The sequence below is a fragment of the Kribbella antibiotica genome (assembly GCF_004349055.1).
Lineage (GTDB): Bacteria > Actinomycetota > Actinomycetes > Propionibacteriales > Kribbellaceae > Kribbella > Kribbella antibiotica.
The window spans coordinates 1-22,991 of record NZ_SMKX01000080.1; the positions used below are offsets into that span (position 1 = coordinate 1).

A 22,991-nucleotide genomic window follows, 5' to 3' on the forward strand; every position below is an offset into this window, starting at 1 on the left:
CCCTCCACCTAGCCGGCGTCCCCCTCCCCACCCTCCACCCGGAGCTGGCAGCGTCCGGAACTGCGTTTACTTCGTTGCACTCACTTCGCTGAACCGGCACAGTCGCCCGTATGGCAGCCGGTGAGCCCCGAGACGGTACGGACCAAGGAACGATCGCCCGCGTGTACGACGAGCACGCGGCCGCGGAGTACGAGCGGCTGGATCGCTCGCTGCTCCATCGAGCGGAGTTCGTTCTCACTGCCGAGCTGCTCGATGAGTTCGTGGCGCCGGGCGCCGAGGTCCTTGACGCAGGCTCTGGCCCGGGCCGCTACGCCGAGTACCTGCTCGGCAAGGGCTGCCGGGTAGGCCTGACCGATTTATCGGTGGACTCGCTCCGGCTGTTCGAGCAACGGGTCGATCGGCACCTGGCCGGCGGTGTGCTGTTCTGCAGGCAAGGCTCGGCGACGGACCTTGGGTGGTTGTCACCGGAGTCGTTTGACGCAGTCCTGTTGATGGGGCCGCTGTACCACCTCGTAACCCTCGATGAGCGGCGCGCGGCGCTGCGGGAGGCCCGGCGCGTCCTCCGCCCCGGAGGTGTCCTCGTGGCCGCCTACGTCTCGCCGTACAGGCCTCTGATGAAGGCGGTCGAGGAGGGTGCCCGGCACGAGGTCGAGCGTCTTCGCGCCGGCGGCCCGACGATGCATCTGGAAATGCAGCAGTACCGCGGTTGGCCCCGCGAGGCGCACGCGACGCTGGCCGAGGCCGGCTTCGAAGTCCTCCGGACGCGCAACCTGCAAGGATTCGCCGCGCTGATGGATCGGGACACGATCGAGTCCCAGGATCCAGAAGGGTTCTTCGCGATGCTCCGGGCCACCTGCGAGCTGCCCGACCTGCTCGGGGCGACACTGCATTTTGTCTGCGTCGCCCGCCGGCCTGACGAAGCTCTCTGACTTGGGTCAATACCGCGACTACTTCCACCAGTCGCGGGTGGCGATACGGATCCAGGCATCGGGTGGTCCGTCGAACGAGCGTTTGTCTTGAGGCTTGAGGCCAGTGACGGCGTAGCAGTAAGGCACTGCCTGGCCGTCGTAGAGGTAGTTGAGAAAGACGTCGCGCTCGTCGTCTTCGTCCTCGTCCGGTCCGCCACCGGGGTGGAGATCCCAGCCGAGTAGCTCGCCGTCGCGAGCGAGACTCCCCTGGTTGCCGCTCTTAGGGTTGGCGTACAGCGCGTAGCACGTCGTCCCCGCCGACAGTGCCTTGATCACACCGGGCATTTGTGCCCCGTAGAGCCATGGCTGGGTCAGAACGACCCCGCCCGGGACCTCGGTGGCCCACATCGTCTGCTGGGCGTCGGCATCCTCCGGGTCCTCGCCGGCCGATGCCATCAGCTGCTCGGGATCATCTGTCAGCACCCGTGCATCCAATCGACGTACAGCCTCGGCCACGTCGATCCCCGCCACACAGGCCGTACTGAAACCGTCCAGATGTATCGGCCCGAAAAGATCACCCAGGCGCCGAGCCTCGGCGACCATCGCCGCCTCCTCCGGAGCCAGCGACCTCCCGCCGCCGAAAAGCTCAGGTTCGCTGGTGGACAGGGAAAGCCGGGCCGGCGACCAGCCCGACATCATGTCCAGCCACGGATCCGCACCCGCCTCGACCAGTGCTCGAGCCGCGTCGAAGCGGCCGGCCGCAACGGCGGTCCACAACGCAGAACGTCCCCGCATCAACGCGTCGACATCATCGATCCGCCCGGCGAGCTCGGCGACCACGTCGACCCCACCCCGCGCAGCCGCCGCATGAAGCGGCGGCTCCCACCAGCCCTCACCCCCGGCCGGGTCAGCCCCCGCATCAAGCCGTGCCCGAACCTCCGCAAGATCCGGAAAACGGAGATACCAGTTCACCCCTGCCCAACCACTGTCATCGCTCACCCGCAGGAGCATCGCAGCCAGCACCGACAGCCACCACCCTTTCACCGATGGGCCGGCGCAGATTGCACGTTGCTGCAGTGCGCGGTGAAAACGAGTGGTGCGGCCGACTCGGGAGGTCCACGCTGGTGGCATGCATCTGACCTTTGCGCACGACCCGCGCGGCGGTGAGTCCGTCACGCTGATTCGGCGGGTGGACGGCGCAGAGTTCAAGCTGTTCTCGTACTCGCGGAAGCATCGGGTGCCGCATGATCTCGCGCATGCCGTCACTGAACGCGAGCTCGGAATGCGGGACGGAATCTTCGGCTGTATCGCGGCGGGTGCGGTCTTCGGCAGCATGGAGCAGACCGCCGGCAAGAAGCGTCATGACGCCAAGGTGCGCAGCCAGCGGATTCTGAAGGCGCCGAACAGCATCGGGATGAGTGAGGCGCTCTCGAGCGTCATCCATGAAGCGGTCGAGAAGGACCTGCCGGCGCCGTACGCCGAGTTGCGCGAAATGTGGGGTGTCAGCCGGGCTGATCCCTGTCCGTATCTCGATGAGGAGATCGAGCGCGCCACCGAAACCCTGCGCGAACTGTGTCAGCTCTGGGAATCGAGCTCTGATCCGCTCGTCTTTCCGTGGCCGAAGCCGTTCATCTGCACCATCGAGCAACGGTGAGCCAACTCGCAGTCCCGTGAGTGGTGGTGCGAACGTGCCCCACTGACCAAGCGCCTCCAAAGCCGCTCGCCGGGTGGAGATTGAGTGTGGTGGAACGGCTGCTGCCGAGGTTGGTCAATGCGGGCGGTTCGCGGAGGCGTGATTGCGGATCACCGGCCCATCACAACTGGTGGTCGGCGGTTGGCTGCACGGTGGGGCACGCACAGTGTGCCGCTTGTGATGGCGTGGCGGTCCGTCCCACGTAGTTCCGCCGGGCTTCGAGCACCACGGCGGGTCTGACCGCGTCTACGCGGGAATCACCGTCCGCCAAGCACAGTGAGCACGGCTAAAGCCCTACGGGTGGGCGGCCCAGAACGACTCGAGTTCGTCGTTCAGCGGCTTGCCCGCCTGCATGGGTAGCGAGTGCGTCGTCTTCGGCCACACTTTGACCTGCACATCCGGGATCAGCTTCGCCTTGTCGGCCGCGCTGCCGCCCGCCAGCGACTTGTCGGGGGCCAATGCCACGTAGACCGGCATCGGCAACGCCTTCAGCTCGGCGTCGGTCAACGGCGTCGGCATGGGCAGGCTTCCCGCTGAGTAGTGCTCGGCACCCGCCGCGATCATCCGGGCCATCGGGTCGTTCGGATCGACCTCCTCGTCCTCGACCCCGCCGATCTTGTTCAGCGCGTGGTCACGCCACGACTTCGGGATCCCCGGCAGGGAGGCGAGCGCGGTCCAGCCGTAGATCCAGGCCGGGACCCTTCCCAGCGTCATGATCGGCTCCAGCACGGTGAGGCTGGCGAGACGTTCGGGATACCGCACGGCCACGGCAGTCGCGAGCCCGCCGCCTTGCGAGTGCCCGACCAGGTGCACCTTGTCGAGCTTCAGTGCGGTCAGCGCCTCGTCGACCCAGCGTGTGTTGTCGTCCATGTCGCGCAAGGGGATCGTCTGCTGCGACAGCCCGCTGTCGCCGATCGCGTCGAAGGCGTACACCGTGCGATGCGCAGCGAAGTCGGGCAGGTTGACGCCCCACATCGGCACTCCGCTGGACCGACCGGGCAGCAGTACGACCGGTACGTCGTCGACCGCGTTGTCGTTGACCCAGACGTAGGTGCGCACCGTTCCGAACGTCGTCGTGACGTCGCGTGTGGCCGTGGGCGCGGGCATCGTCTTCATCGCCGCGTCGTAGGCCGAGACATAGGCCGCACGCCCCTCAGGAGTGCGGAAATGCCCGAGCGTGGGTCCACTCATGAACAACATCGCCACCAATCCGCTCGTGGACAGCACCGCGACGATGACCAGCAGAACGATGGGCCAACGACGCCGCTTCTTCCGCTTCTTCGTTTCGGCCGGCGCGTCCTTCGTTTCGGCCGGCGAAGTGTCCGTGCTCATGGCTGTCATCCTGTCGACGGTTTCTTTGCAATACGTTTATACTGCATCAGGTTACAGTATGGCCGTACCGGATAGATAGACTCACACCATGCCCAAGATCGTCGACCACGAGCTGCGCCGGTCCGAGATCGTCCGCGCGCTGTGGCAGGTGATCGCCCTGCACGGCATCGAAGGGGTCAGCCTGCGCGTGGTCGCGCAAGCCGCGGGAGTGTCGATCGGCCGGATCCAGCACTACTTCGACAGCCGGGAGACGCTCGTACTGGCCGGTCTCGACCGGCTTGTCGCGCAGGCCGTCGCCGCGTACGACGCCACGGTGGACGCCCCGGCGCGCGACCGGCTGCTGCACGTGCTGGTCCAGCAGGTGCCGCGCACCGTGGCGGGGCGGATCGGTGTGGCGGTCTGGTACGCGTACCTCGCCGCCGCGATCACCGATCCCCGGATCCGCGAGGTCCTCGCCGAGGCGCTGCGGGTCGGCGAGGCCGAGTGCGCCGCGCACGTACGGGCGATGCGCGGCATCAGCGAGGTGGATGCCGTGGTCGCCGCGCGACGGTTGCTCGCCCTCTCCGACGGCCTCACCCTGCGGGTGCTGGTGGGCGGCCTCGACGCCGACCACGCGATCGCCGTCCTGCATGCCGAAGTGGACGCCATCGAATAGCTCGGGTCACCAGGATTGGTGCAGACCTGCCAGCCGTTTGCGTTCTTCCTACGCCTGCGCCGGGCTAGGTGCGTGGCATGGGCATGCTGACACCGCTGGCGATCAAGATCGGTTCGCTGACCTGGATGCCGAGGCTGCTGCCGCAGATCACCTGGCTGGACAAGCTGATCCAGCGGATCACCCGCGGCCACTGGTCGATCCTGCGGATCGCCGGGTTGCCGAACCTGATGCTCACCGTCGTCGGCCGCAAATCCGGGGTGCCCCACTCGACCCCGCTGCTCTGTGTGCCCTACCGCAACGGCCAACTCATCGCCGGCTCCAACTTCGGTGGCCCGAAAGCACCTGTCTGGGTAGTGAACGTGCGCGCCGCCGACCGGGTGACCGTGGCGGTCGGTCCCGAGCAGCACGAGGCGACCGCGCGGGAGATCACCGGCGAGGAGCGGGAAGCCGTCTGGCAGCACATGCTCAAGACCTGGCCGAACTACGCCCGGTACGCCGCCCGCACGGACCGCACCATCCCGGTGTTCTTCCTGGAGCCGATCAAGGCTTCGGCATGACTCGCCGGAGCAGCAGCAGGGCGAAGAGCCCCAGCGTGACCGATGTCAGCAAGCCCCACCAGAACCCGGTGACCACGAAGTAGACGCTGACGAGGATCCACTCGACCAGCTGCGTGCGCAGTACAGGCCGATAGTGCGCGCGCACATCCGGGCGGGGATCGGCGGTGTAGCCGCCCAGTCGGTTGATCCGGAGGACCATCAGCACGCGGGCAATCCAGCCGGCAACGAAGACTGCAACCAACGCGGCTAGCTAGGCGGGTTGCCCCACCCCGTCGGTAGCTCCGGTGGCAACCAGGTGGGATCGGGGGCGAAGTCGCAGTAGGTCCCGTCGAAGGGAAACTTGCCCGCCTCGGCCAAGGCGATGACACGAAGCCCTTCGGCGCGGGCGGCAACTGCCTCCGCAGCGGTCCAGTACCCCGGGGCGTCGGTGAAAGTCGCGAAGTCGTCTTCGTCCTTCCAGGACCAGGTCCGGTCGAGGTTGACGACGACGTCGAGGCCCAGGTCCGCGACATCGATGCCGCCGCTCCAGCGCGGTCCCCGAATCTCCAGGTTGACGTACCAGCCGGTGAAAAGGCCTGCCTCGAAGAACCACCACAACGAGTGCTCGGCGCCCGCCAGATTCCAGATCAGCACGCTGCTGTTCTTCCACCGGTCTGCGACCAGTGCACGCGTTGCGACGACGTCGATCGGCTCCTCGCGGGTCGCCCGTCCCTGATCATCAGCGCGGTGCCCGAATCCCGAACCCGCCGGCACCCACAACAGCAGGCCGTCCTCGTCATCGCGTACGACGCGGGTGGCCTGCACCCACGTCACGACGGCGCCTCGCCGCGACCGCCGCAGTACGACATCGCCGCGGTTGTAGAACCTGTCCTGGCGGCCCAACGCGTCAGTCATCACTAGATCTTGCCACTCAGCTGCCGAGGAGCGGGCCCATCAAGCGAGCGATCTGACTGTTGTGGCGGGTGAGGCGTTCTTCGGCGTCGGCCAGCGTCATCGCGCGGAGGCCGGCGTTGATGCCTAGCCAGCGGAACGGCTCGGGTTCCCAGTTACGCGACTGATGGCCGACCCACGGCAGGCGGGTCAGGGCGGTGTCGCGGCGGAGGATGAGGTCGGTGAGCGTCCGGCCGGCGAGGTTCGTCGTACTGACTCCGTCGCCGACGTAGCCGCCTGCCCACGCGAGCCCGTTCGCCAGCCCGACCGACGCGCACCAGTCTCGCGGTACGCCGAGCGCGCCGCCCCAGGCGTGGGTGAAGCGCACATCGTCCAGCGCAAAAAGATCCCGCAACGTCGCCTGGAGCTTCGCGAACACCCGCGGCTCCTCGTCGTACGACGGGCGCACGCGCGAACGGAAGTGGTACGGCGCCCCACGCCCGCCGAACACCAACCGCCCATCCGCCGTCCGCTGCCCGTAGATGATCAGATGCCGGTGATCACTGAACGAAGGCCGGTCCGCCAATCCGATCCGATCCCACGTCGCATCGCTCAACGGCTCAGTCGCAACCACCAACGAGTACACCGGCGCAACCGCCCGCCCCGGCGTGAATCCCTCAGTCGCCCGTACGACGACCTCCGCCCGCACCACGCCGTACGGGGTGATCGCTCGGCCGACCTCGACAGAGCTGACCGGCGTGCTTTCGTGGATGGTTACGCCCCGTCTCTCGACCACCGCGGCCAAGCCCCGCACGAGTTTTCCGGGATGGATCACCGCACAATGCGGCGTGAACGTTGCCCCCAGCACCTTTGTTGCGCGGACGTCGGTCTCCACCTCGGAACGCGAAAGGAACCGCAGATCCCCCGGCCCCCACTCGTGGGCCTCGGCCACCTCGGCGCGGGCGCGTGCCAACTGCGCGGCTGAGCGAGCCAGCACGATCGTGCCGCCCTTGTGGTAATCGCAATCGATCCCCTCGGCCGCCGCCACCAGACCGACCTCGTTCACCGAGGCCTGCATCGCCCGATGCATCTCAATGGCCGCCGACCGACTCGATCCCGGCAAGGCGGCCAGCTTCCGCGCCGAAGCGGGGAACAGCGCCGAGCACCAACCACCGTTGCGCCCCGACGCACCGAACCCGACGGTTTCCTTCTCCAGTACGACGATCCGCAGCGTCGGATCCGCCTTCGCCAAGTAATACGCCGTCCACAACCCGGTGTATCCCGCGCCGACGATCACCACATCGGCGTCCCTGTCCCCGCCTAACGGGGGTCGGGACGCTAGCGGCTCAGAGCTCCAGAGGTTCAGCGGACGCCCCATGAGTACGTCTGCTTGACGAGCTTCAGGTACACGAACGACTCTGTGCTCTTCACGCCCTCGATCTGCCGCACGCGCTCCGACAGCACCTGCAGCAGGTGCTCGTCGCTCTCGCACAACACCTCGATCAGCAGATCGAAGGAGCCGGCGGTGATGACGACGTACTCGACCTCGTCCATCGCCGCCAGCTGATCCGCGATCGGCTCGAGCGCACCCTCCGCCTTGATGCCGATCATCGCTTGCCGGTCGAAGCCGAGCTCGAGCGGATCGGTGACGGCGACCACCTGCATCACGCCGGCGTCGGTCAGCCGCTGGACCCGCTGCCGGACAGCGGCTTCGGACAGACCGACGGCTTTCCCGATCGCGGCGTACGAGCGCCGTCCGTCGACCTGGAGCTGTTCGATGATCGCTTTGGAGGTCTCGTCGAGCAGACCTTGGTTCTTCTCGGGGTGCCCCGTTCGTACTGCCACGCGCCTGATCCTACCCATCGAAGCGGAATTCGTTGTGAAAATCTGAGTTTGCTACGGAATCCCTTGTCTCCGTCGCAATGTTTTGACATTATCCACCGCGAAAGCCCCTGTAAAGGAGGTTGGTGTGAGGCCTCGTCAGACCTCGATCGTCGGCCGCCGGACGGTCTTGCGCGGTCTCGGCCTCGGTGCGCTCGGTGCGGGCGCCCTCGCGGCCTGCGGGATCCCGCCCGCGCGGCAGAGCGCGGACAAGTGCATCAGCACCGATCTCTCCGGGACCCAGAAGGCGCTGAACTTCTCGAACTGGCCGAGCTACATGGACGAGTCCGACGAGAAGGTCAACGGCAAGACCGTGCTGCCGACGCTGGACGCGTTCCAGAAGCAGAGCGGTATCCAGGTCACCTACACCGCGGACGTCAACGACAACTCCGAGTTCTACGCGAAGGTCCGCGACCAGCTCGGTACCTGTCAGGCCAGCGGCCGCGACATCTTCGTGCTGACCGACTGGATGGCCGCCCGGATGGTCAGCCTCGGCTGGATCCAGAAACTCGACCACGCCAAGGTGCCGAACGTCGACAAGTTCCTGCTCAAGCAGCTCAAGGCTCCGCGCTGGGACCCGAACCGCGACTACAGCGTGCCGTGGCAGAGCGGGCTGACCGGGATCGCCTACAACGCCAAGGTCACCGGCGAGGTCGGCAGCTGGGCCGACCTGCTCGGCAAGTCCGAGCTCAAGGGCCGAGTCACGATGCTGTCCGAGATGCCGGACACGATGGCGATCATGTTGCGCCTGGTCGGCGCCGATCCCGCCAAGTTCAACGATGCCGAGTGGAGCAAGGCGCTGGAGAAGCTGGAGAACTCCGTCGGCTCCGGCCAGATCCGCCGCTTCACCGGCAACGACTACGTGCAGGACCTGAACGACGGCAACATCGCCGCCTGTATGGCGTGGTCCGGCGACGTGCTGGCGCTCCAAGCAGACAACGCCGACATCAAGTTCGTCGTACCGGAAGAGGGACTCAACCTCTGGTCGGACAACATGCTGGTGCCGAACAAGGCGACCCACAAGGCGAATGCCGAAGCCTTGATGAACTACTACTACGACCCGAAGGTCGCGGCCGAACTGGCTGCCTGGGTGAACTACATCTGTCCGGTCGAGGGCGCCCGGAAAGAGATGGAACAGATCGATCCGGAGCTGGTCGACAACCCACTGATCTTCCCTGACCAGGACATGCTCTCGAAGACCTCGTCGTTCATGCCACTCGATACGGCCAAGGCGAAGCTCTACGAAACCGACTTCAACCTCGCCATCGGGGGCTGACATGACCAGTGACCTGGTACTCACCGGAATCAGCAAGCAGTTTGCGGGTCATCGAGCCGTCGACAACCTTGATCTGACCGTCCCAGCCGGCACGTTCTTCGCGCTCCTGGGCCCATCCGGATGCGGGAAGACCACGACCCTGCGGATGATCGCGGGGCTCGAGGAACCGACCGCCGGAAGTATCCGGCTCGGCGACGACGAGATCAGCGGACTGCGCCCGTACAAGCGGCCGGTGAACACGGTCTTCCAGAACTACGCGCTGTTCCCGCATCTCGACATCTTCGAGAACGTCGCGTTCGGGCTGAAACGCCGCAAGATCAAGGACTTCAAGCCGAAGGTCGAGGAGATGCTCGACCTGGTCGAGCTCAACGACTACGGCAAACGACGCCCAGGGCAACTATCTGGTGGCCAGCAGCAACGAGTTGCGTTGGCCCGTGCCCTGATCAACCGGCCGCAGGTGCTGCTGCTCGACGAGCCGCTCGGCGCGCTCGACCTGAAGCTCCGCCGTCAGATGCAGCTGGAGCTGAAGCGGATCCAGACCGAGGTCGGCATCACGTTCGTGCACGTCACCCATGATCAGGAAGAGGCCATGACGATGGCCGACACGATCGCGGTGATGAACGCCGGCCGGATCGAGCAGCTGGGCAGTCCGGCCGAGCTCTACGACCTGCCCGCCACGACCTTCGTAGCAAACTTCCTCGGCCAGTCGAACCTGATCCGCGGCGCGATCATCGGCCACGCCGACCAGAACCTGATCGTCGAGGTGCAGGGCCGCAAGGTCGTCGTACCGACTGCGCGTTGCCGGGTCACCGAAGGCGAGGTCTGGCTGGGGATTCGGCCGGAGAAGGTGTTCCTGGCCGCGGCCGGCTCCGAAGAGGGCGACGGGGTGAATCAGCTTCGTGGCGCAGTCGTCACGGACGTGAGCTACGTGGGCGTCAGTACGCAATATCTGGCGAAACTACCGTGGGGTCAGGAGCTCACGGTCTTCGAACAGAACACTGGCGCCCGCGAAGCTTTCGTCGCCGGAGACCCGGTCGACCTGCACTGGCGACCGGCGCACAGCTTCCTTCTGGACGCCGCCCAGGATGCGCTGGCCGGGGTCGAGGACGTGGAATGAGCGCCGTCGGCCAGCTCGGCGCCGCCTCGGCGGCGGACCCCGTGCCGCCGCCGGAGCGGTCCGGGCGAAAACTGACGGCGTACCTGCTGTTGCTCCCGGGCGGCCTCTGGCTGCTGCTGTTCTTCGTCGTGCCGTTGGTTTCGTTGCTAGCAGCAAGTTTGTACGATCCGAACGGGTCGATCGAGAACGGTTTCTCGATGACCTGGCACTGGCAGAACTTCGGTACGACGATGGTCGACTATGCGAAGCCATTCGGCAGATCGCTCTGGTATGCCTTGCTGACAACGGCGTTCTGCCTGCTGCTCGGATATCCACTGGCCTACGCGATCGCGATGAAGGCCGGGCGCTGGAAGAACCTGATGCTCGCGCTGGTGATCGCGCCGTTCTTCACCAGCTTCCTGATCCGTACGCTGTCGTGGAAGCTGCTGCTGAGCGACAACGGTTTCGTCGTAGGCGCGCTGCAATGGCTGCACATCCTCGGCCCAGACGGACGGTTGCTGGCGACAACGGCCGCGGTCGTGACCGGCCTGACCTACAACTTCCTGCCGTTCATGGTGCTGCCGCTGTACGCGAGCCTGGAGAAGATCGACCGCCGCCTGATCGAGGCCGGCGGCGACCTGTTCGCCGGCCCAGTGACGACCTTCCGGACTGTCACGTTGCCGTTGTCGATGCCGGGCGTGGTCGCGGGAACCCTGCTCACGTTCATCCCGGCGGCCGGTGACTACATCAACGCCCAACTACTCGGTACGCCGAAGCAGCGGATGATCGGCAACGACATCCAGCGACTGTTCGCGGCCGGTGCCTACCCAACCGCAGCCGCGTTGTCGGTCACGCTGATGGCGGCGATCGTCGTACTGGTTCTCATCTATGTACGGCGAGCCGGAACGGATGAGCTCGTATGACGCGCGTCGGGCGGTTCATCGGGCGGCACTTCGTGATGGTGCTCGGACTGGTCGTGCTGCTGTATCTGTTCGCGCCGATCGTCGTCGTGATGCTGATGTCGTTCAACCAGCCGAAGAGCCGGTTGTCGTACACGTTCGACGGTTTCACTTGGGACAACTGGCTGCACCCGTGTCAGCCGTACGGGCTGTGCGACGCAGTGTCGACGAGCTTGCGGATCGGCCTGTTGGCCACCGTGGTCGCGACCGCGCTGGGCACGCTGATGGCGTTCGCGATGGTCCGGCACCGTTTCCGCGGCCGGTCGGCGACGAACCTGTTCATCTTCCTCCCCATGGCATCGCCCGAGATCGTGCTCGGCTCATCGCTGCTCGCGCTCTTCGTGTCGAGCGGCTTCGGCGGCAAGCTCGGCTTCTGGACGATCCTGATCGCGCACGTGATGTTCTGTCTGTCCTTCGTCGTGGTCACGGTGAAGGCCCGCCTGGCCGGTATGGACGGCCGCCTCGAACAAGCGGCGATGGACCTTTACGCCAACGAGTGGCAGACCTTCTGGCGAGTGACGTTCCCGCTCGTCTTCCCCGGCATCATGGCCGCCGCCCTGCTGAGCTTCTCGCTGTCGTTCGACGACTTCATCATCACCAATCTGAACGCCGGTACGACGGTCACGTTCCCCATGTACGTCTGGGGTTCTGCTCAGCGCGACATCCCGCCACAGATCAACGTCATCGGTACGGCGATGTTCCTGCTGGCCCTCGTCTTCGTCCTAGCCGGCGAACTCACCCGCCGCCGTCGGACCCGGAGTGCGCGATGAGCCGCGGCGTCGAGTGGTGAGCGTCCGGGCAGCGCTGGTTGACGCTGCTCCGGAGGTCCTCTGGCTGGACGATCCGTCGGCGCCCGACCCCTTGCCTCCGCTCACCGGACCGATCACCGCCGACCTCGCGATCGTCGGCGGCGGTTACACCGGCCTGTGGACCGCGTTGCGCGCCAAGGAGCGCTTTCCGAACCTCGATGTCGTGCTGCTCGAGGCGAACACCTGCGGTTCCGCCGCTAGTGGGCGGAACGGCGGCTTCTGCGATGCCAGCCTCACCCACGGGTATGGGAACGGTCTCGCGCGCTGGCCCGATGAGCTCGCCACGATCGAACGGCTCGGCACCGAGAACCTCGACGCGATCGGCGCCACGATCGCGCGACTTGGCATCGACTGCGACTGGCGTCGTACCGGTGAACTCACGGTCGCCACCTCACCCCATCACCTGGCGGAGTTGGCCGAGGAAGTCGCTCGTCGACCAGGTGCCGTGCTGCTGGATCAGGACGCCGTACGGGCGGAGCTCGACTCACCCACGTATCTCGGCGCTCTGTCCGACCCGCACTCGACCGCGCTCGTCGAACCTGCTCGATTGGCGTGGGGATTGCGGCAGGCGTGCCTTGATCTCGGGGTTCGCATCTACGAATACACCCGAGTGACTGCGCTCCACTCCGGTCGGCTCACGACCGTGTCGGGCTCGGTGCGGGCATCCCGGATTGCCCTTGCCACCAACGCTTTTCCGTCGTTGCTGCGCCGGTTGCGGCTCTTCACTGTTCCGGTCTACGACCTCGTGCTCGCGAGCGAACCGCTGTCGCCTGCGCAGCTAGCCAGCATCGGCTGGCAGAACCGCCAAGGCGTCGGCGACGCATCGAACCTCTTCCACTACTACCGGCTCACTCGCGACAACCGGATCATCTGGGGCGGGTACACGCCGCTCTACCACTTCGGCAGCCGGATCAATCCGGCGTACGAGCAGCGCGACACCATCCACACCATGCTCGCCGAACACTTCTTCACGACCTTCCCGCAACTGGAAGGCCTCCGCTTCACGCACCGCTGGGGTGGTGTCATCGACACCAGTACACGCTTCTGCGCCTTCTTCGGTACGGCGCACGCCGGGCGAACCGCCTATGCGCTCGGCTACACGGGCCTAGGCGTGGCAGCGACCCGCTTCGGCGCCGACGTCATCCTCGACCACCTTTACCGCGAAACCACCGAACGCACCGCTCTCCAGATGGTCCGCACCCAGCCGCTCCCGTTTCCGCCCGAACCCATCCGCGCGGCCGGCATCCACCTCACCCGCTGGTCGATGTCCCAAGCCGACGCCCACGCCGGCCACCGCAACCTCTGGCTCCGAACGTTGGACCGCCTGGGGTTGGGGTTCGATTTCTAAAGCGGACCGCCACCACTGTCCAACACAACGACACGCCGACGAACGGGGGCGCGTCGTCGGCGTGTCGCGGACTTGATCAGTGCTGGCGGTCCGGGTCTTAGACCCCGTGGAACGTCACCGTGAAACCGCTGCAGTTGCGGCACTGGCGAACGGTCTGGTTGCCGCCCTCAGCGTCCTGCTTGGACCACGCGTAGGCCTTGGGGCAGCGCGAGCTCAGCGCATTGCTGTACGCCGTCTTGTTGTCGCGATCGAGGTTCAGGCAGTACGGCGTGGTGCCGTTCGTACCGACCCGCTTGTTCACCTGCGGGCAGTAGGGCAACAGGTTCTCGGCGCACCCCATCGTCTCGCACTCCGGCGGTCCACCCTGCGCGTTGTTCGCCCGGATCGTGATCGGCAGCGAGAACGCGTTCACATAACTGACGTTGTACCAAGGCGCGAGTCCGTCGTTCTGGTCGAAGTTGAACTCCGCCAAACTCGTCGGCTGCTCGCCCAGCGTGCACCGGTCCGCGTATGGACCACAGTCACCCACCGCACACTTGAACGTCGACCCGGACTGCCCGGTACACCCCTGGCGCCCGAAGAACTTCCCGCGCCAGTGATACGGCCAAGCACCTTCCGGAATCGTCACCGTCGCCGACTGCCCGTTGGCCAACGTCGGCAACCCACTCATGTTGACCGAGCTGTCGGCATTCACCGCAGCACCGATCCAGATGGTCTGCCCGGTCTGATTCACAAAGGTGACGTTGTGAATCGTCGCCGGCGCCTGAGCGTCCTCGGACGCCACAGCGTTCGTAGTCGGGATGCCCAGCAACAGGGCAAGAGGAACCAACACAGCAAGGAGTTTTCGCATGTGATCTCCGCAAAGAGTGGGGGCGGACGCGGAAGACTTGCAAACCCACCATCGCACTCAAAACAACGATGTCAACGCCCCGTTCCCAAACCCTGTGGACACCTCCTACGGTCCCCCTCACCTTCGTGCCCACCGCCCATCCTTGGGCACCCACCAACCATCCGCGGACCCCAAAATTGGTTGGTGGCTACCCAAAGACGACCTTCGTGCACAAAGGGAAGCCAACCCACCTTTGCGCGGGTGTGCTCGCCGACTGAACCCACCGGGCGCCGGAACTTCGCGCCGACTGAACCCACTGGGTGAGTGAACGCATTCTGCTCGCCGAGTGTGCCAACCATGTCGCCGACAAGCGTTTGCCGGCAACACGGTGCTTCCACTCGACACGCTGGGTTCACTCGCGTGGACTCCGACGGCTGAAGCTCGGTCGGTGCGGGGCAAATATCTATCGTGGCGGGATTAGACATTGCTGTCTGGCCTGTGTAATGTTCCTCGTGTTGACAGAGAAGAACAGCAAGGCTGAGGTGGACAGCTAACGTTCTGTCCAAGAGTGTGTTTTGTGGTAGTACGACGGCGGACTCCGCCGGGCCGATCAGTGAAGGGGCTCGGGTTTCGCGCCAGGGTCAGAGTCTGTGGAGCCAGTGGTCGATCGAGGTTCCGGGCTTGACGATCGAAAGAGCAGTACGCAGTTGCAGTTCCGTTTTCGCAGTACGTAGTTGCAGTACGCAGTTCCGTTCTCGTAGTTGCAGTTGAAGTTGTTGTTTCGAGAGAGAAGGGAAGGGTTCACACCGTCGGATCGCCCGCCAGTGCCAGTACTTCGCCGGGCGGGTGCCGTGGTTCCATCGGAAGAAGGTGGTCTTCGGTTACGCATTCAGCGATCCCTGCAGTGACGGCCTTTACGTGGCGCGCTGCGGACATGCAAGGCCGGCCTCACGGCCGGTAGATGGTGATAATCCAACAACCCCTGTGGGCCCCGGTGCTTCGGCACCGGGGCCCTTCGGCATGAAGGCCCAGCTACAGCTTGGATTCCGCCTCGACCAAGACCGTGCATCTCGCCGAAGTGGGCCCGCAACTCAGAACAACCAGAAGCGCTCTTGCGTGGCACGGTCGAAGATGGCGCGCAGCCATGGTTCACGAACTGCAGGCAGCCGAGCCAGGGTGTGAAGGAAGACGCTCACGTCAGGGGCGAACAGTGCCCGCGGAACCATTGGCAACGGGTCATCCCGCAGGACGCCTTCGGGTATGCCGCCGGTCGCCGGAACACACGATCGGCCTTCGTGGAAGGCCAGATACATCCATACGTCGGCATCCAGCGGAACCGGCGCAGCGGTCCCGGTCGGCTGCCAGGCCAGGCCCGTCTGAGGATGCATCGGAACGAGCGCGATGCCGGCATCTTGGTGAGGTGCAGGAAGGCCTGGCCCGGCGAGGACCAGTTGCCGAGGAATTGCCCCGGGTGGGATCAGGGCGTCGTGCGCGCGGCCGAGGGTTTTGCCGAGCAGCCCGTCCGGCACCCGAACGGGACTGCCGTTCGAGACCGTCAGCAGGTGGGCCAAGGCCACCCCGATGGCTGCCTCCCAGCGCGCACTCCAGGCGCCCAGCGGCTCGATCGGCGATTCGAGCTGCAGCGTGTTGACCAATTCTTCCCAGGCGAGCAGTCGGGCTGGTCCGCCGGAAGAGACGCGGCGGACGGCAGCCGACTCGAACCAGACGGCCTGCCAGAATGAGCAGTCGTCGATCCGGGTCGCGACTGGCTGTCCGCACTGGGCACAGGCGAGGTTAGGCCCGTCTCTGCCGTCCAAACCCATGCAGTACCCGTCGCAGCGCTCCGGGATCAGGACGGTACCGCGGATATCGCCAGGAGCGACTACGACGGCTCCTGGTGCACCGAAGCACAGCGAGAACACGGGTGCGAATACGCCCCGGGTCGCGGCTCCCGCTGCTCCGACGTCGTCCCACAACCGCCATGGTTGCCCGGACGGCTCGGGGTCGACGGCGTACGTTCCTTCCGCCATCAGCGCCGGCAACATCTCGTGCCCATACTGCTGATGCGCGTGAGTGGGAAGCGCAACCCGCGACAAAGCAGCCGTCAGTACGGCGCCACATCGCGAACACACAAACTCGTTCATGGAACCCTTCCCGCCCGAAGGGAGTATCGCGGTCCGTGGGACCCAGCAGCCAACCCTTTTTCCGCCGGCACTCCCGTGGAAAGGAGGTCAGCGGACGGTGAGGGTGAAGGTGGGGCTGGCGGTGGCGCTGATGGTGAGGTCGTTGAACAGTATTGCGGGGACGGTGACGCGGTAGCGGGAGGTGGTGCCGCGGCCGACGGCCTTGATCAGGACTAGTGCCGAACCTTTGGTGAGTTGGATCTTCGCGCCGTTGAGCCACTTCTTGCCGTCCCAGCGCTGCAGGGTGGCTTGTACTGTTTTGGCGGGCTGGATCTTCACCGACAGCTTGACCGTGGTGCCGACCTGGGCGGTTGGCTGGGTGAAGCCGGCCGCGGTGAACTTGGCCAGTGTGGTCGACGACTTGACCGCCGTGGAGGCGGCCGGGGTCAGCGCGATGACGTTGGTGCTGACGACCTTGCGGGCCGGGACGAACAGCCGGTACTGACGGTTGCCCAGGGCAGCGATTCCGGTGTCGAAGGCGGTTGTGGTGTTACCGGCGTACCGGCCGACGGTCTTCCAGGCGTCCTTGGCGTCGCGGCGGGCCTGGAGCTCGACCGGGATACCGCTCGCGCGCTCCTCACGGCCCTCGCCGGTGAACAGGTCGATCGTGCTCTTGATACCGAGTCGCGACGCGTACGTCGCCGTCGCGGGAACCGTCGTACGGGCGCCGAGCGTCCCCAGCCGGACCGCCTTGGCCGCCCGCTTGCTGGCGCCCCACTCGTTCCAGGCAAACATGCTGATCTCGAACGGCCGGGGGTACAGCGCGGTGCGAATGAAGCCGTAACCAGCACTGGCCGGGAAGTGGTCGATGTAGTGGTGCCCGGGCGTGGCAACCGTGTAGCTGACTGTCGTGTTGGTGTAGGAGAAGTCCAGCGGGTCGCCTGGCGTGGAGTCTGGGAGCTCCTCCGCCTTCCAGGTCAGCTTGGTGTGCTCAGGACCCTCCGGATTGGCGTCCAGCAGCACCAGCCGGGCGGGCCGATGCGTGTCGAACCACGCCGATACGGCACCTGTGCTCAGCACACCGTCGACCTCGCTCTTGACGATCAACCGCGTCTTGTCCGACTCCTTGAGTTCGTAGCCCGGGAGCGAGAACTTGTTCGCGGCGGTCGCGGCCACAGTCGTCAGGACGTACGGCGCCTGCCCCTCCCGCTCGACGTAGACGACGTTCTTGGCGTTGTCGTCCTTCCAGGCCAGCTCCAGCTGCGTGTACTCGAGCGAGATCTTGAAGTCGGTCGGTGCCTCCGGAGCGGCGGCCCAAGCCGGAGCCTGCAGTCCGGTCGTGAGAATCGCGGCAGCAGCCACGGCGACAGCGAGTTTGCGCATGAGTGTTCCCCAGGGAAGAGCGCCTGACGATCACCCCTGCCGCCAGCACGTGAAGAAAAAGTAGCGCACGCACCGGGGATACAGGCAGCCCAGCCGCTTGCAGCTTCGTGCAACCGGCCACGGTCTGGCGGAGATCGGATTGTTCTTTCTGTGAGCGGTTGACTACGGTTTGTGCGGTCTGGTTCGGCCGCCTCCGGCAGACGTGCTCGGTTTGTTCACAACATCGCTCTGGAGGACACCTATGAAGAACCTGACCCATCGCATCGCCGCCGGCCTGACAACAGCAGTGCTGGGCGCCTTCGTTGCCGCGGCGCTGTCCGCGCCGACCGTGGCCAGCGCGGGACTCATCGACGGCAGTCTCAACAACCTGCACCTTGCTACCCACGCCAACGTCCTCGGCGCCACGGTCAACGCGGACGTGTCGGGCGGAAACGCCAACGTGAAGGGCGCGCCGGAGGACCGACGCGCCTCGGCGACTAGCCGGCCGGGTTACGAGGTCGACGTCCAGGTGGTGACCCTGACCGCCCAGTTCCACCTGGTCTTGCCCACTGTTGAGCTGCCCGAGGGCGACTGACCCCGACAGCTACAGCTTGGATTCGGCTTCGGTGAGGACTGTGCGGAGGATTGACTCGATCTCGTCGAAGTGGGTCTGGTCGCAGATCAACGGCGGCGACAGCTGGATGACGGGGTCGCCGCGGTCGTCGGCTCGGCAGTAGAGGCCGGCGTCGAACAACGCCTTCGACAGGAACCCTCGGAGCAGGCGCTCGGACTCGTCGGCGTTGAAGGTTTCTTTGGTGGTCTTGTCCTTGACGAGTTCGATGCCGTAGAAGTAGCCGGCGCCGCGGACGTCGCCGACCAACGGAAGATCGAGCAACTTGTCGAGCGTGGCCCGGAACGCCCCCTCGTTGTCCCGGACGTGCTCGTTGATGTTTTCGCGCTCGAAGATGTCCAGATTGGTCAGCGCGACCGCGGCGGAGACGGGGTGGCCGCCGAAGGTGTAGCCGTGGGCGAACGTGGTGTCGCCCTTCGAGAACGGCTCGAACAAGCGGTCGGTGGCGATGGCTGCGCCTAGGGGCGAGTAGCCCGAGGTGATGCCTTTGGCGCAGGTGATGATGTCGGGCTGGTAGTCGTACCGTTCGGCGCCGAACATCGTGCCGAGGCGGCCGAAGGCGCAGATGACCTCGTCGCTGACGAGCAGTACGTCGTACTCGTCGCAGATCTCGCGGACCCGCTGGAAGTACCCCGGCGGCGGCGGGAAGCAGCCGCCGGCGTTCTGCACGGGCTCCAAGAACACAGCTGCAACAGTGGACGGGCCTTCGTTTTCGATGGCGACGGCGATCTGGTCGGCGGCCCAGCGGCCGAAGGCCTCTTCGTCGTCACCATGAATCGGTGCCCGGTAGAAGTTCGTGTTCGGCACCCGGAAGGTCGACGGAACGAGCGGCTCGAACGGCGCCTTGAGGTCCGGCAGCCCGGTGATGGACAGCGCGCCGTGCGTCGTGCCGTGATAGGCGATCGCCCGGCTGACCACCTTGTGCTTCCCGGGCTTGCCGGTCAGCTTGAAGTACTGCTTCGCGAGCTTCCAGGCGGTCTCAACGGCCTCGCCGCCACCGCTGGTGAAGAACACCCGGTTCAGATCGCCCGGCGCATACCCGGCAACCCGCTCGGCAAGCTCGATCGACTTCGGGTGCGCATAGGACCACAGCGGGAAGAACGCCAACTCGGAAGCCTGCTTGGCCGCGGCCTCCGCGAGCTCGGTGCGCCCGTGGCCCAGTTGGTTTACGAAGAGCCCGGCGAGCGCATCCAGGTAGCGCTTGCCGTGAGCGTCGTAGATGTAGGCGCCGTCCCCGCGGACGATCACCGGTACCTCGGCCTTGTCATAGCTCGACATCCTGGTGAAGTGCATCCACAGGTGGTCGCGCGCAGACTGCTGCAGCTTGGCGAATTCGGCATCGCCGATCGTGTCGGACGACATGTCGGATCCCTCGTCTCAAAGCGTTGTGGTTGATCGCCATCCTGCCCGGCAAACTTCACTCTGGCAAGTGATTTCGTGCCCTAGAAGCCGATAGGGTGTCGATGTCATCATCCGACAAGCACATCTGGTTCGGATTCCGTACTGCGAAAGGCGCGCTCAGTGGACACCCTGTTCGTCAACGGCGCCGTGTTCGACGGCACGACGTACCGGCCAGGTCTCGCGGTCGCCGTCAGGAACGGCCGGATCGCCGCGATCGGACCGGATGTCGGCCAGCGCAGCGGCGGTGCCGAGGTGGTCGATCTGGAGGGCGGCCTGCTGCTCCCCGGTTTCGTCGACGCACACGTCCACCCGCTTCAGGGCGGATTCGAGCGCGCGCACTGCGACCTCTCACCGCTGAGCGGCCTCCTGCAGTACCAGCAGAAGATCGCCGCGTACGCCGCGGAATACCCAGGGCGCGAGTGGATCGAGGGCGGCGGTTGGCAGCAACCCGACTTCCCCGGCGGTACGCCGTTCGCAAGCGATCTGGACGCGGTCACCGGCGACCGCCCCGCGTTCCTCGTCAACGCGGACCATCACGGCGCTTGGGCCAACTCGAAAGCCCTCCAACTGGCCGGTATCGACGCCACAACCCCCGATCCGCCCGACGGCCGGATCGAGCGCGACGCCGACGGCAACCCGACCGGCACCCTCCACGAAGGCGCGATGCGCCTCGTCAGCCGCCTGCTCCCACCGGCCGACCACTCCGAAGCGGTCGCCGCGCTCCTGGATGCGCAGGCCTATCTGCACTCGTTCGGCATCACCGGTTGGCAGGACGCGATCCTCGGCGCCTACGCCAACCTCGGCGACGCAACCCCGGCGTACGTCGAGCTAGCCCAATCCGGTCGTCTCACCGCTCGCGTCAACGGCGCCTTATGGTGGGAACGCGATCGCGGCGCCGAGCAGATCCCCGACCTGATCGAGCGCCGAAAAGCCTTGCAGCACAACAGATTCCGCGCCAGGTCGGTCAAGATCATGCAAGACGGTGTCGCCGAGAACCACACTGCCGCCATGCTCGATCCGTACTTCGATGGGTGCGGCTGCCGCACCGGCAACAGCGGCATCTCATTCGTCGACCCCCAAGCCCTCAAAGAGCACGTGACCCAGCTGGACGCCGCCGGCTTCCAGGTTCATGTGCACACGATCGGCGATCGCGCCGCGCGCGAAGCCCTCGACGCGTTCGAGGAAGCCCAAGCCCGCAACGGATCCAACGACAACCGGCACCATATCGCCCACCTGCAGGTGATTCATCCCGACGACATCCCGCGGTTCCAGAAGCTCAACGTCGCCGCGAACATGCAGGCGCTCTGGGCCGTCTACGAACCGCAGATGAACGACCTGACCATCCCCTTCCTCGGCCCCGAGCGGACCGGCTGGCAGTACCCGTTCAAGTCCCTCCAGAACACCGGAGCCCGACTGGTCGCCGGTTCCGACTGGCCTGTCTCCAGCCCGAATCCGCTCGAAGCCATCCACGTCGCGGTCAATCGCCGTACCGAGGCGACCGACGACCCGTTCCTCCCCGAACAAGCCATCGACCTCGCGACCGCGCTCAGCGCGTACACCCAAGGCAGCGCCTGGGTGAACCACGCCGACGACACCGGCCGGATCGCGGTCGGCGCCCTCGCGGATCTCGCGATCCTCGACCGCGACCCGTTCACGCGACCCACCGACGAGATCAACACCGCCCGAGTCCGGGCCACCTACGTCGAAGGCGAATCCGTCTTCGGCACCATGAGAGAGGACGCCTCGTGACCCTGCACAACTACATCGACGGCAAGCCGGTCGCCGCCCTGAGCGGAGCCACGTACGACGTGATCGCGCCCGCGACCGGGGAGAAGTACACCCAGGCGCCGTTATCCGGTCCTGAGGATGTCGACCAGGCAATGCAGGCGGCGGCCAAAGCGTTCGAGAGCTGGCGCGACAGTACGCCGGCCGATCGCCAACGCGCGTTGCTCAAGATCGCCGACGCGATGGAGCAGCGCGCGGACGAGTTCGTCGCGGTCGAGAGCCGCAATACCGGCAAGCCGCTCGCGCTCACCGCGAGCGAAGAGCTTCCGCCGTGCGTGGATCAGCTGCGCTTCTTCGCCGGCGCTGCCCGCGTCCTCGAAGGCCGCTCCGCAGGCGAGTACATGCCCGGCCACACCTCCTGGATCCGCCGTGAGCCGATCGGCGTCGTCGGCCAGGTGACCCCGTGGAACTACCCGTTGATGATGGCGATCTGGAAGATCGCCCCCGCGCTCGCGGCCGGCAACACTGTCGTCCTCAAGCCGAGCGACACCACCCCGGCCTCGACCGTCTTGCTGGCTGAGGTCTGCAACGAGTTCCTCCCGCCAGGCGTACTGAACGTCATCTGCGGCGACCGTGACACCGGCCGCGCGCTGGTCGAGCACGACATCCCGCAGCTTGTCGCGATCACCGGTTCGGTCCGGGCCGGGCGCGAGGTCGCCTCGTCAGCCGCCCGCAAGCTGAAGCGCACCCACCTCGAGCTCGGCGGCAAGGCACCGGTCATCGTGTTCGACGACGCCGACCTGGAGGCCGCCGCCGAGGCGATCGCCGGTGCGGGGTACTTCAACGCAGGCCAAGACTGTACGGCGGCCACCCGCGTGCTCGCCGGCCCGCGGATCCACGACGATTTCGTCGCTGCGTTGACCGAGCAGGCCAAGTCGACCAAGACCGGCCAGCCCGAAGACGATGTCGTGTACGGCGCCCTGAACAGCGCCGACCAGCTCGGCCGAGTCCGCGGATTCGTCGACCGCCTTCCGGACCATGCCGCCGTACAGACTGGTGGGCACGTGATCGGCGACCGCGGCTACTTCTTCGAGCCCACGGTCGTGTCCGGTCTGCATCAGGACGACGAGGCGATCCAGGACGAGATCTTCGGCCCGGTCATCACCGTCCAGCGCTTCTCCGACGAGGACGAAGCGCTGCGGTGGGCGAACGGCGTCGAGTACGGGCTGGCCTCCTCCGTCTTCACGCGCGATCACGGCCGAGCGATGCGGATGTCGAGAAGACTCGACTTCGGCTGCGTGTGGATCAACACCCACATCCCGATCGTCGCCGAGATGCCGCACGGCGGCTTCAAGAACTCCGGCCACGGCAAAGACCTGTCGATGTACGGCCTCGAGGACTACACCCGCATCAAGCACGTCATGTCCAACTTCGAAGGCTAGATCACCTCAAGAAAGTCGCGGGTAGACCACTTTCGGGCGCGGATGGAGCCCGAGTGGTCTACCTGAGGTGCTTTACCGGCTGCGCTCGGTCGGG

The 22,991-nt window shown here is 66.0% G+C and carries 22 protein-coding genes; 12 read left to right on the top strand and 10 right to left on the bottom strand.

Translation table 11 applies throughout. The features are described 5' to 3' along the window. Positions 1 to 110: 110 nt before the first annotated feature. The gene (locus E1263_RS24675; RefSeq protein WP_132171355.1) at positions 111 to 929 is read left to right on the top strand and encodes a class I SAM-dependent methyltransferase; all 819 of its coding nucleotides are present in this window, start codon (positions 111 to 113) and stop codon (positions 927 to 929) included. 18 nt (positions 930 to 947) lie between these two features. Here the strand turns inward: E1263_RS24675 and E1263_RS24680 are convergent, their stop codons facing one another. After that, positions 948 to 1,907: an ankyrin repeat domain-containing protein gene (locus E1263_RS24680; RefSeq protein ID WP_202869034.1), complete on the bottom strand. Its 960-nt coding sequence runs from the start codon at positions 1,905 to 1,907 to the stop codon at positions 948 to 950. Positions 1,908 to 2,037: 130 nt separating this feature from the next. Here E1263_RS24680 and E1263_RS24685 point away from each other — a divergent pair, with 130 nt between their 5' ends. Continuing rightward, the gene (locus E1263_RS24685) at positions 2,038 to 2,562 is read left to right on the top strand and encodes a hypothetical protein (protein WP_132171357.1); all 525 of its coding nucleotides are present in this window, start codon (positions 2,038 to 2,040) and stop codon (positions 2,560 to 2,562) included. A gap of 333 nt (positions 2,563 to 2,895) precedes the next feature. Here the strand turns inward: E1263_RS24685 and E1263_RS24690 are convergent, their stop codons facing one another. Continuing rightward, positions 2,896 to 3,933, bottom strand: coding sequence for an alpha/beta fold hydrolase (locus tag E1263_RS24690; protein ID WP_132171359.1), 1,038 nt, complete (start codon positions 3,931 to 3,933; stop codon positions 2,896 to 2,898). Positions 3,934 to 4,021: 88 nt separating this feature from the next. Here E1263_RS24690 and E1263_RS24695 point away from each other — a divergent pair, with 88 nt between their 5' ends. After that, a complete protein-coding gene (locus E1263_RS24695) occupies positions 4,022 to 4,588 on the top strand; it encodes a TetR/AcrR family transcriptional regulator (RefSeq protein WP_132171361.1) in 567 nt (188 codons plus the stop codon). Between the two features lie 77 nt (positions 4,589 to 4,665). Beyond that, entirely contained in the window at positions 4,666 to 5,145 is a 480-nt protein-coding gene (locus E1263_RS24700; RefSeq protein WP_132171363.1) for a nitroreductase family deazaflavin-dependent oxidoreductase, read from the top strand. Here E1263_RS24700 and E1263_RS24705 read toward each other — a convergent pair. The 4 genes from E1263_RS24705 to E1263_RS24720 all read right to left on the bottom strand — a co-directional run bounded on the left by E1263_RS24705 (position 5,129) and on the right by E1263_RS24720 (position 7,860). Then, positions 5,129 to 5,386, bottom strand: coding sequence for a hypothetical protein (locus tag E1263_RS24705; protein ID WP_132171365.1), 258 nt, complete (start codon positions 5,384 to 5,386; stop codon positions 5,129 to 5,131). The genes E1263_RS24700 and E1263_RS24705 overlap by 17 nt on opposite strands. A 5-nt stretch (positions 5,387 to 5,391) precedes the next feature. Then, positions 5,392 to 6,039 carry a ribonuclease FAU-1 family protein gene (locus E1263_RS24710; RefSeq protein WP_132171367.1) on the bottom strand — a complete coding sequence of 216 codons (648 nt, stop codon included), beginning with the start codon at positions 6,037 to 6,039 and terminating at the stop codon, positions 5,392 to 5,394. 16 nt (positions 6,040 to 6,055) lie between these two features. Then, positions 6,056 to 7,315 (bottom strand): NAD(P)/FAD-dependent oxidoreductase, encoded by a 1,260-nt coding sequence (locus tag E1263_RS24715; RefSeq protein WP_238161509.1) that lies wholly within the window; start codon positions 7,313 to 7,315, stop codon positions 6,056 to 6,058. Positions 7,316 to 7,377: 62 nt separating this feature from the next. After that, positions 7,378 to 7,860 (bottom strand): Lrp/AsnC family transcriptional regulator, encoded by a 483-nt coding sequence (locus E1263_RS24720; protein ID WP_238161510.1) that lies wholly within the window; start codon positions 7,858 to 7,860, stop codon positions 7,378 to 7,380. A 124-nt stretch (positions 7,861 to 7,984) separates the two neighbouring features. Between E1263_RS24720 and E1263_RS24725 the strand changes: the two genes are divergently transcribed. Genes E1263_RS24725 through E1263_RS24745 form a run of 5 tightly spaced genes read left to right on the top strand, consistent with a single transcriptional unit; the run spans position 7,985 to position 13,384 of the window. Continuing rightward, entirely contained in the window at positions 7,985 to 9,172 is a 1,188-nt protein-coding gene (locus E1263_RS24725; protein ID WP_132171373.1) for a polyamine ABC transporter substrate-binding protein, read from the top strand. A gap of 1 nt (position 9,173) precedes the next feature. After that, complete coding sequence (locus E1263_RS24730) at positions 9,174 to 10,289, top strand: ABC transporter ATP-binding protein (protein WP_132171374.1); 1,116 nt, start codon at positions 9,174 to 9,176, stop codon at positions 10,287 to 10,289. After that, the gene (locus tag E1263_RS24735; RefSeq protein WP_132171376.1) at positions 10,286 to 11,191 is read left to right on the top strand and encodes an ABC transporter permease; all 906 of its coding nucleotides are present in this window, start codon (positions 10,286 to 10,288) and stop codon (positions 11,189 to 11,191) included. Before E1263_RS24730 ends, E1263_RS24735 begins: the two co-directional genes overlap by 4 nt. Continuing rightward, complete coding sequence (locus E1263_RS24740; RefSeq protein WP_132171378.1) at positions 11,188 to 11,997, top strand: ABC transporter permease; 810 nt, start codon at positions 11,188 to 11,190, stop codon at positions 11,995 to 11,997. Before E1263_RS24735 ends, E1263_RS24740 begins: the two co-directional genes overlap by 4 nt. After that, positions 11,987 to 13,384, top strand: coding sequence for an NAD(P)/FAD-dependent oxidoreductase (locus tag E1263_RS24745; protein WP_238161512.1), 1,398 nt, complete (start codon positions 11,987 to 11,989; stop codon positions 13,382 to 13,384). The genes E1263_RS24740 and E1263_RS24745 overlap by 11 nt, the downstream gene beginning before the upstream one ends. A 97-nt stretch (positions 13,385 to 13,481) precedes the next feature. On the opposite strand, the gene E1263_RS24750 is transcribed toward E1263_RS24745, so the two are convergent. The 3 genes from E1263_RS24750 to E1263_RS24760 all read right to left on the bottom strand — a co-directional run bounded on the left by E1263_RS24750 (position 13,482) and on the right by E1263_RS24760 (position 17,719). Beyond that, positions 13,482 to 14,234 (bottom strand): thaumatin family protein, encoded by a 753-nt coding sequence (locus tag E1263_RS24750; protein WP_132171380.1) that lies wholly within the window; start codon positions 14,232 to 14,234, stop codon positions 13,482 to 13,484. Between the two features lie 1,070 nt (positions 14,235 to 15,304). Beyond that, a complete protein-coding gene (locus E1263_RS24755; protein ID WP_132171382.1) occupies positions 15,305 to 16,357 on the bottom strand; it encodes a hypothetical protein in 1,053 nt (350 codons plus the stop codon). An 87-nt stretch (positions 16,358 to 16,444) separates the two neighbouring features. Beyond that, positions 16,445 to 17,719 (bottom strand): hypothetical protein, encoded by a 1,275-nt coding sequence (locus E1263_RS24760; RefSeq protein WP_132171384.1) that lies wholly within the window; start codon positions 17,717 to 17,719, stop codon positions 16,445 to 16,447. Positions 17,720 to 17,960: 241 nt separating this feature from the next. On the opposite strand from E1263_RS24760, the gene E1263_RS24765 reads away from it, so the two are divergent. After that, positions 17,961 to 18,293 carry a hypothetical protein gene (locus E1263_RS24765; RefSeq protein WP_132171386.1) on the top strand — a complete coding sequence of 111 codons (333 nt, stop codon included), beginning with the start codon at positions 17,961 to 17,963 and terminating at the stop codon, positions 18,291 to 18,293. A gap of 9 nt (positions 18,294 to 18,302) precedes the next feature. On the opposite strand, the gene E1263_RS24770 is transcribed toward E1263_RS24765, so the two are convergent. Next, positions 18,303 to 19,691 carry an aspartate aminotransferase family protein gene (locus tag E1263_RS24770; protein ID WP_132171388.1) on the bottom strand — a complete coding sequence of 463 codons (1,389 nt, stop codon included), beginning with the start codon at positions 19,689 to 19,691 and terminating at the stop codon, positions 18,303 to 18,305. Between the two features lie 159 nt (positions 19,692 to 19,850). Between E1263_RS24770 and E1263_RS24775 the strand changes: the two genes are divergently transcribed. Beyond that, positions 19,851 to 21,479, top strand: a complete 1,629-nt coding sequence (locus tag E1263_RS24775) for an amidohydrolase (RefSeq protein ID WP_132171390.1) — start codon at positions 19,851 to 19,853, stop codon at positions 21,477 to 21,479. Beyond that, entirely contained in the window at positions 21,476 to 22,897 is a 1,422-nt protein-coding gene (locus tag E1263_RS24780) for a gamma-aminobutyraldehyde dehydrogenase (RefSeq protein WP_202869035.1), read from the top strand. The genes E1263_RS24775 and E1263_RS24780 overlap by 4 nt, the downstream gene beginning before the upstream one ends. Positions 22,898 to 22,991: the final 94 nt, after the last annotated feature.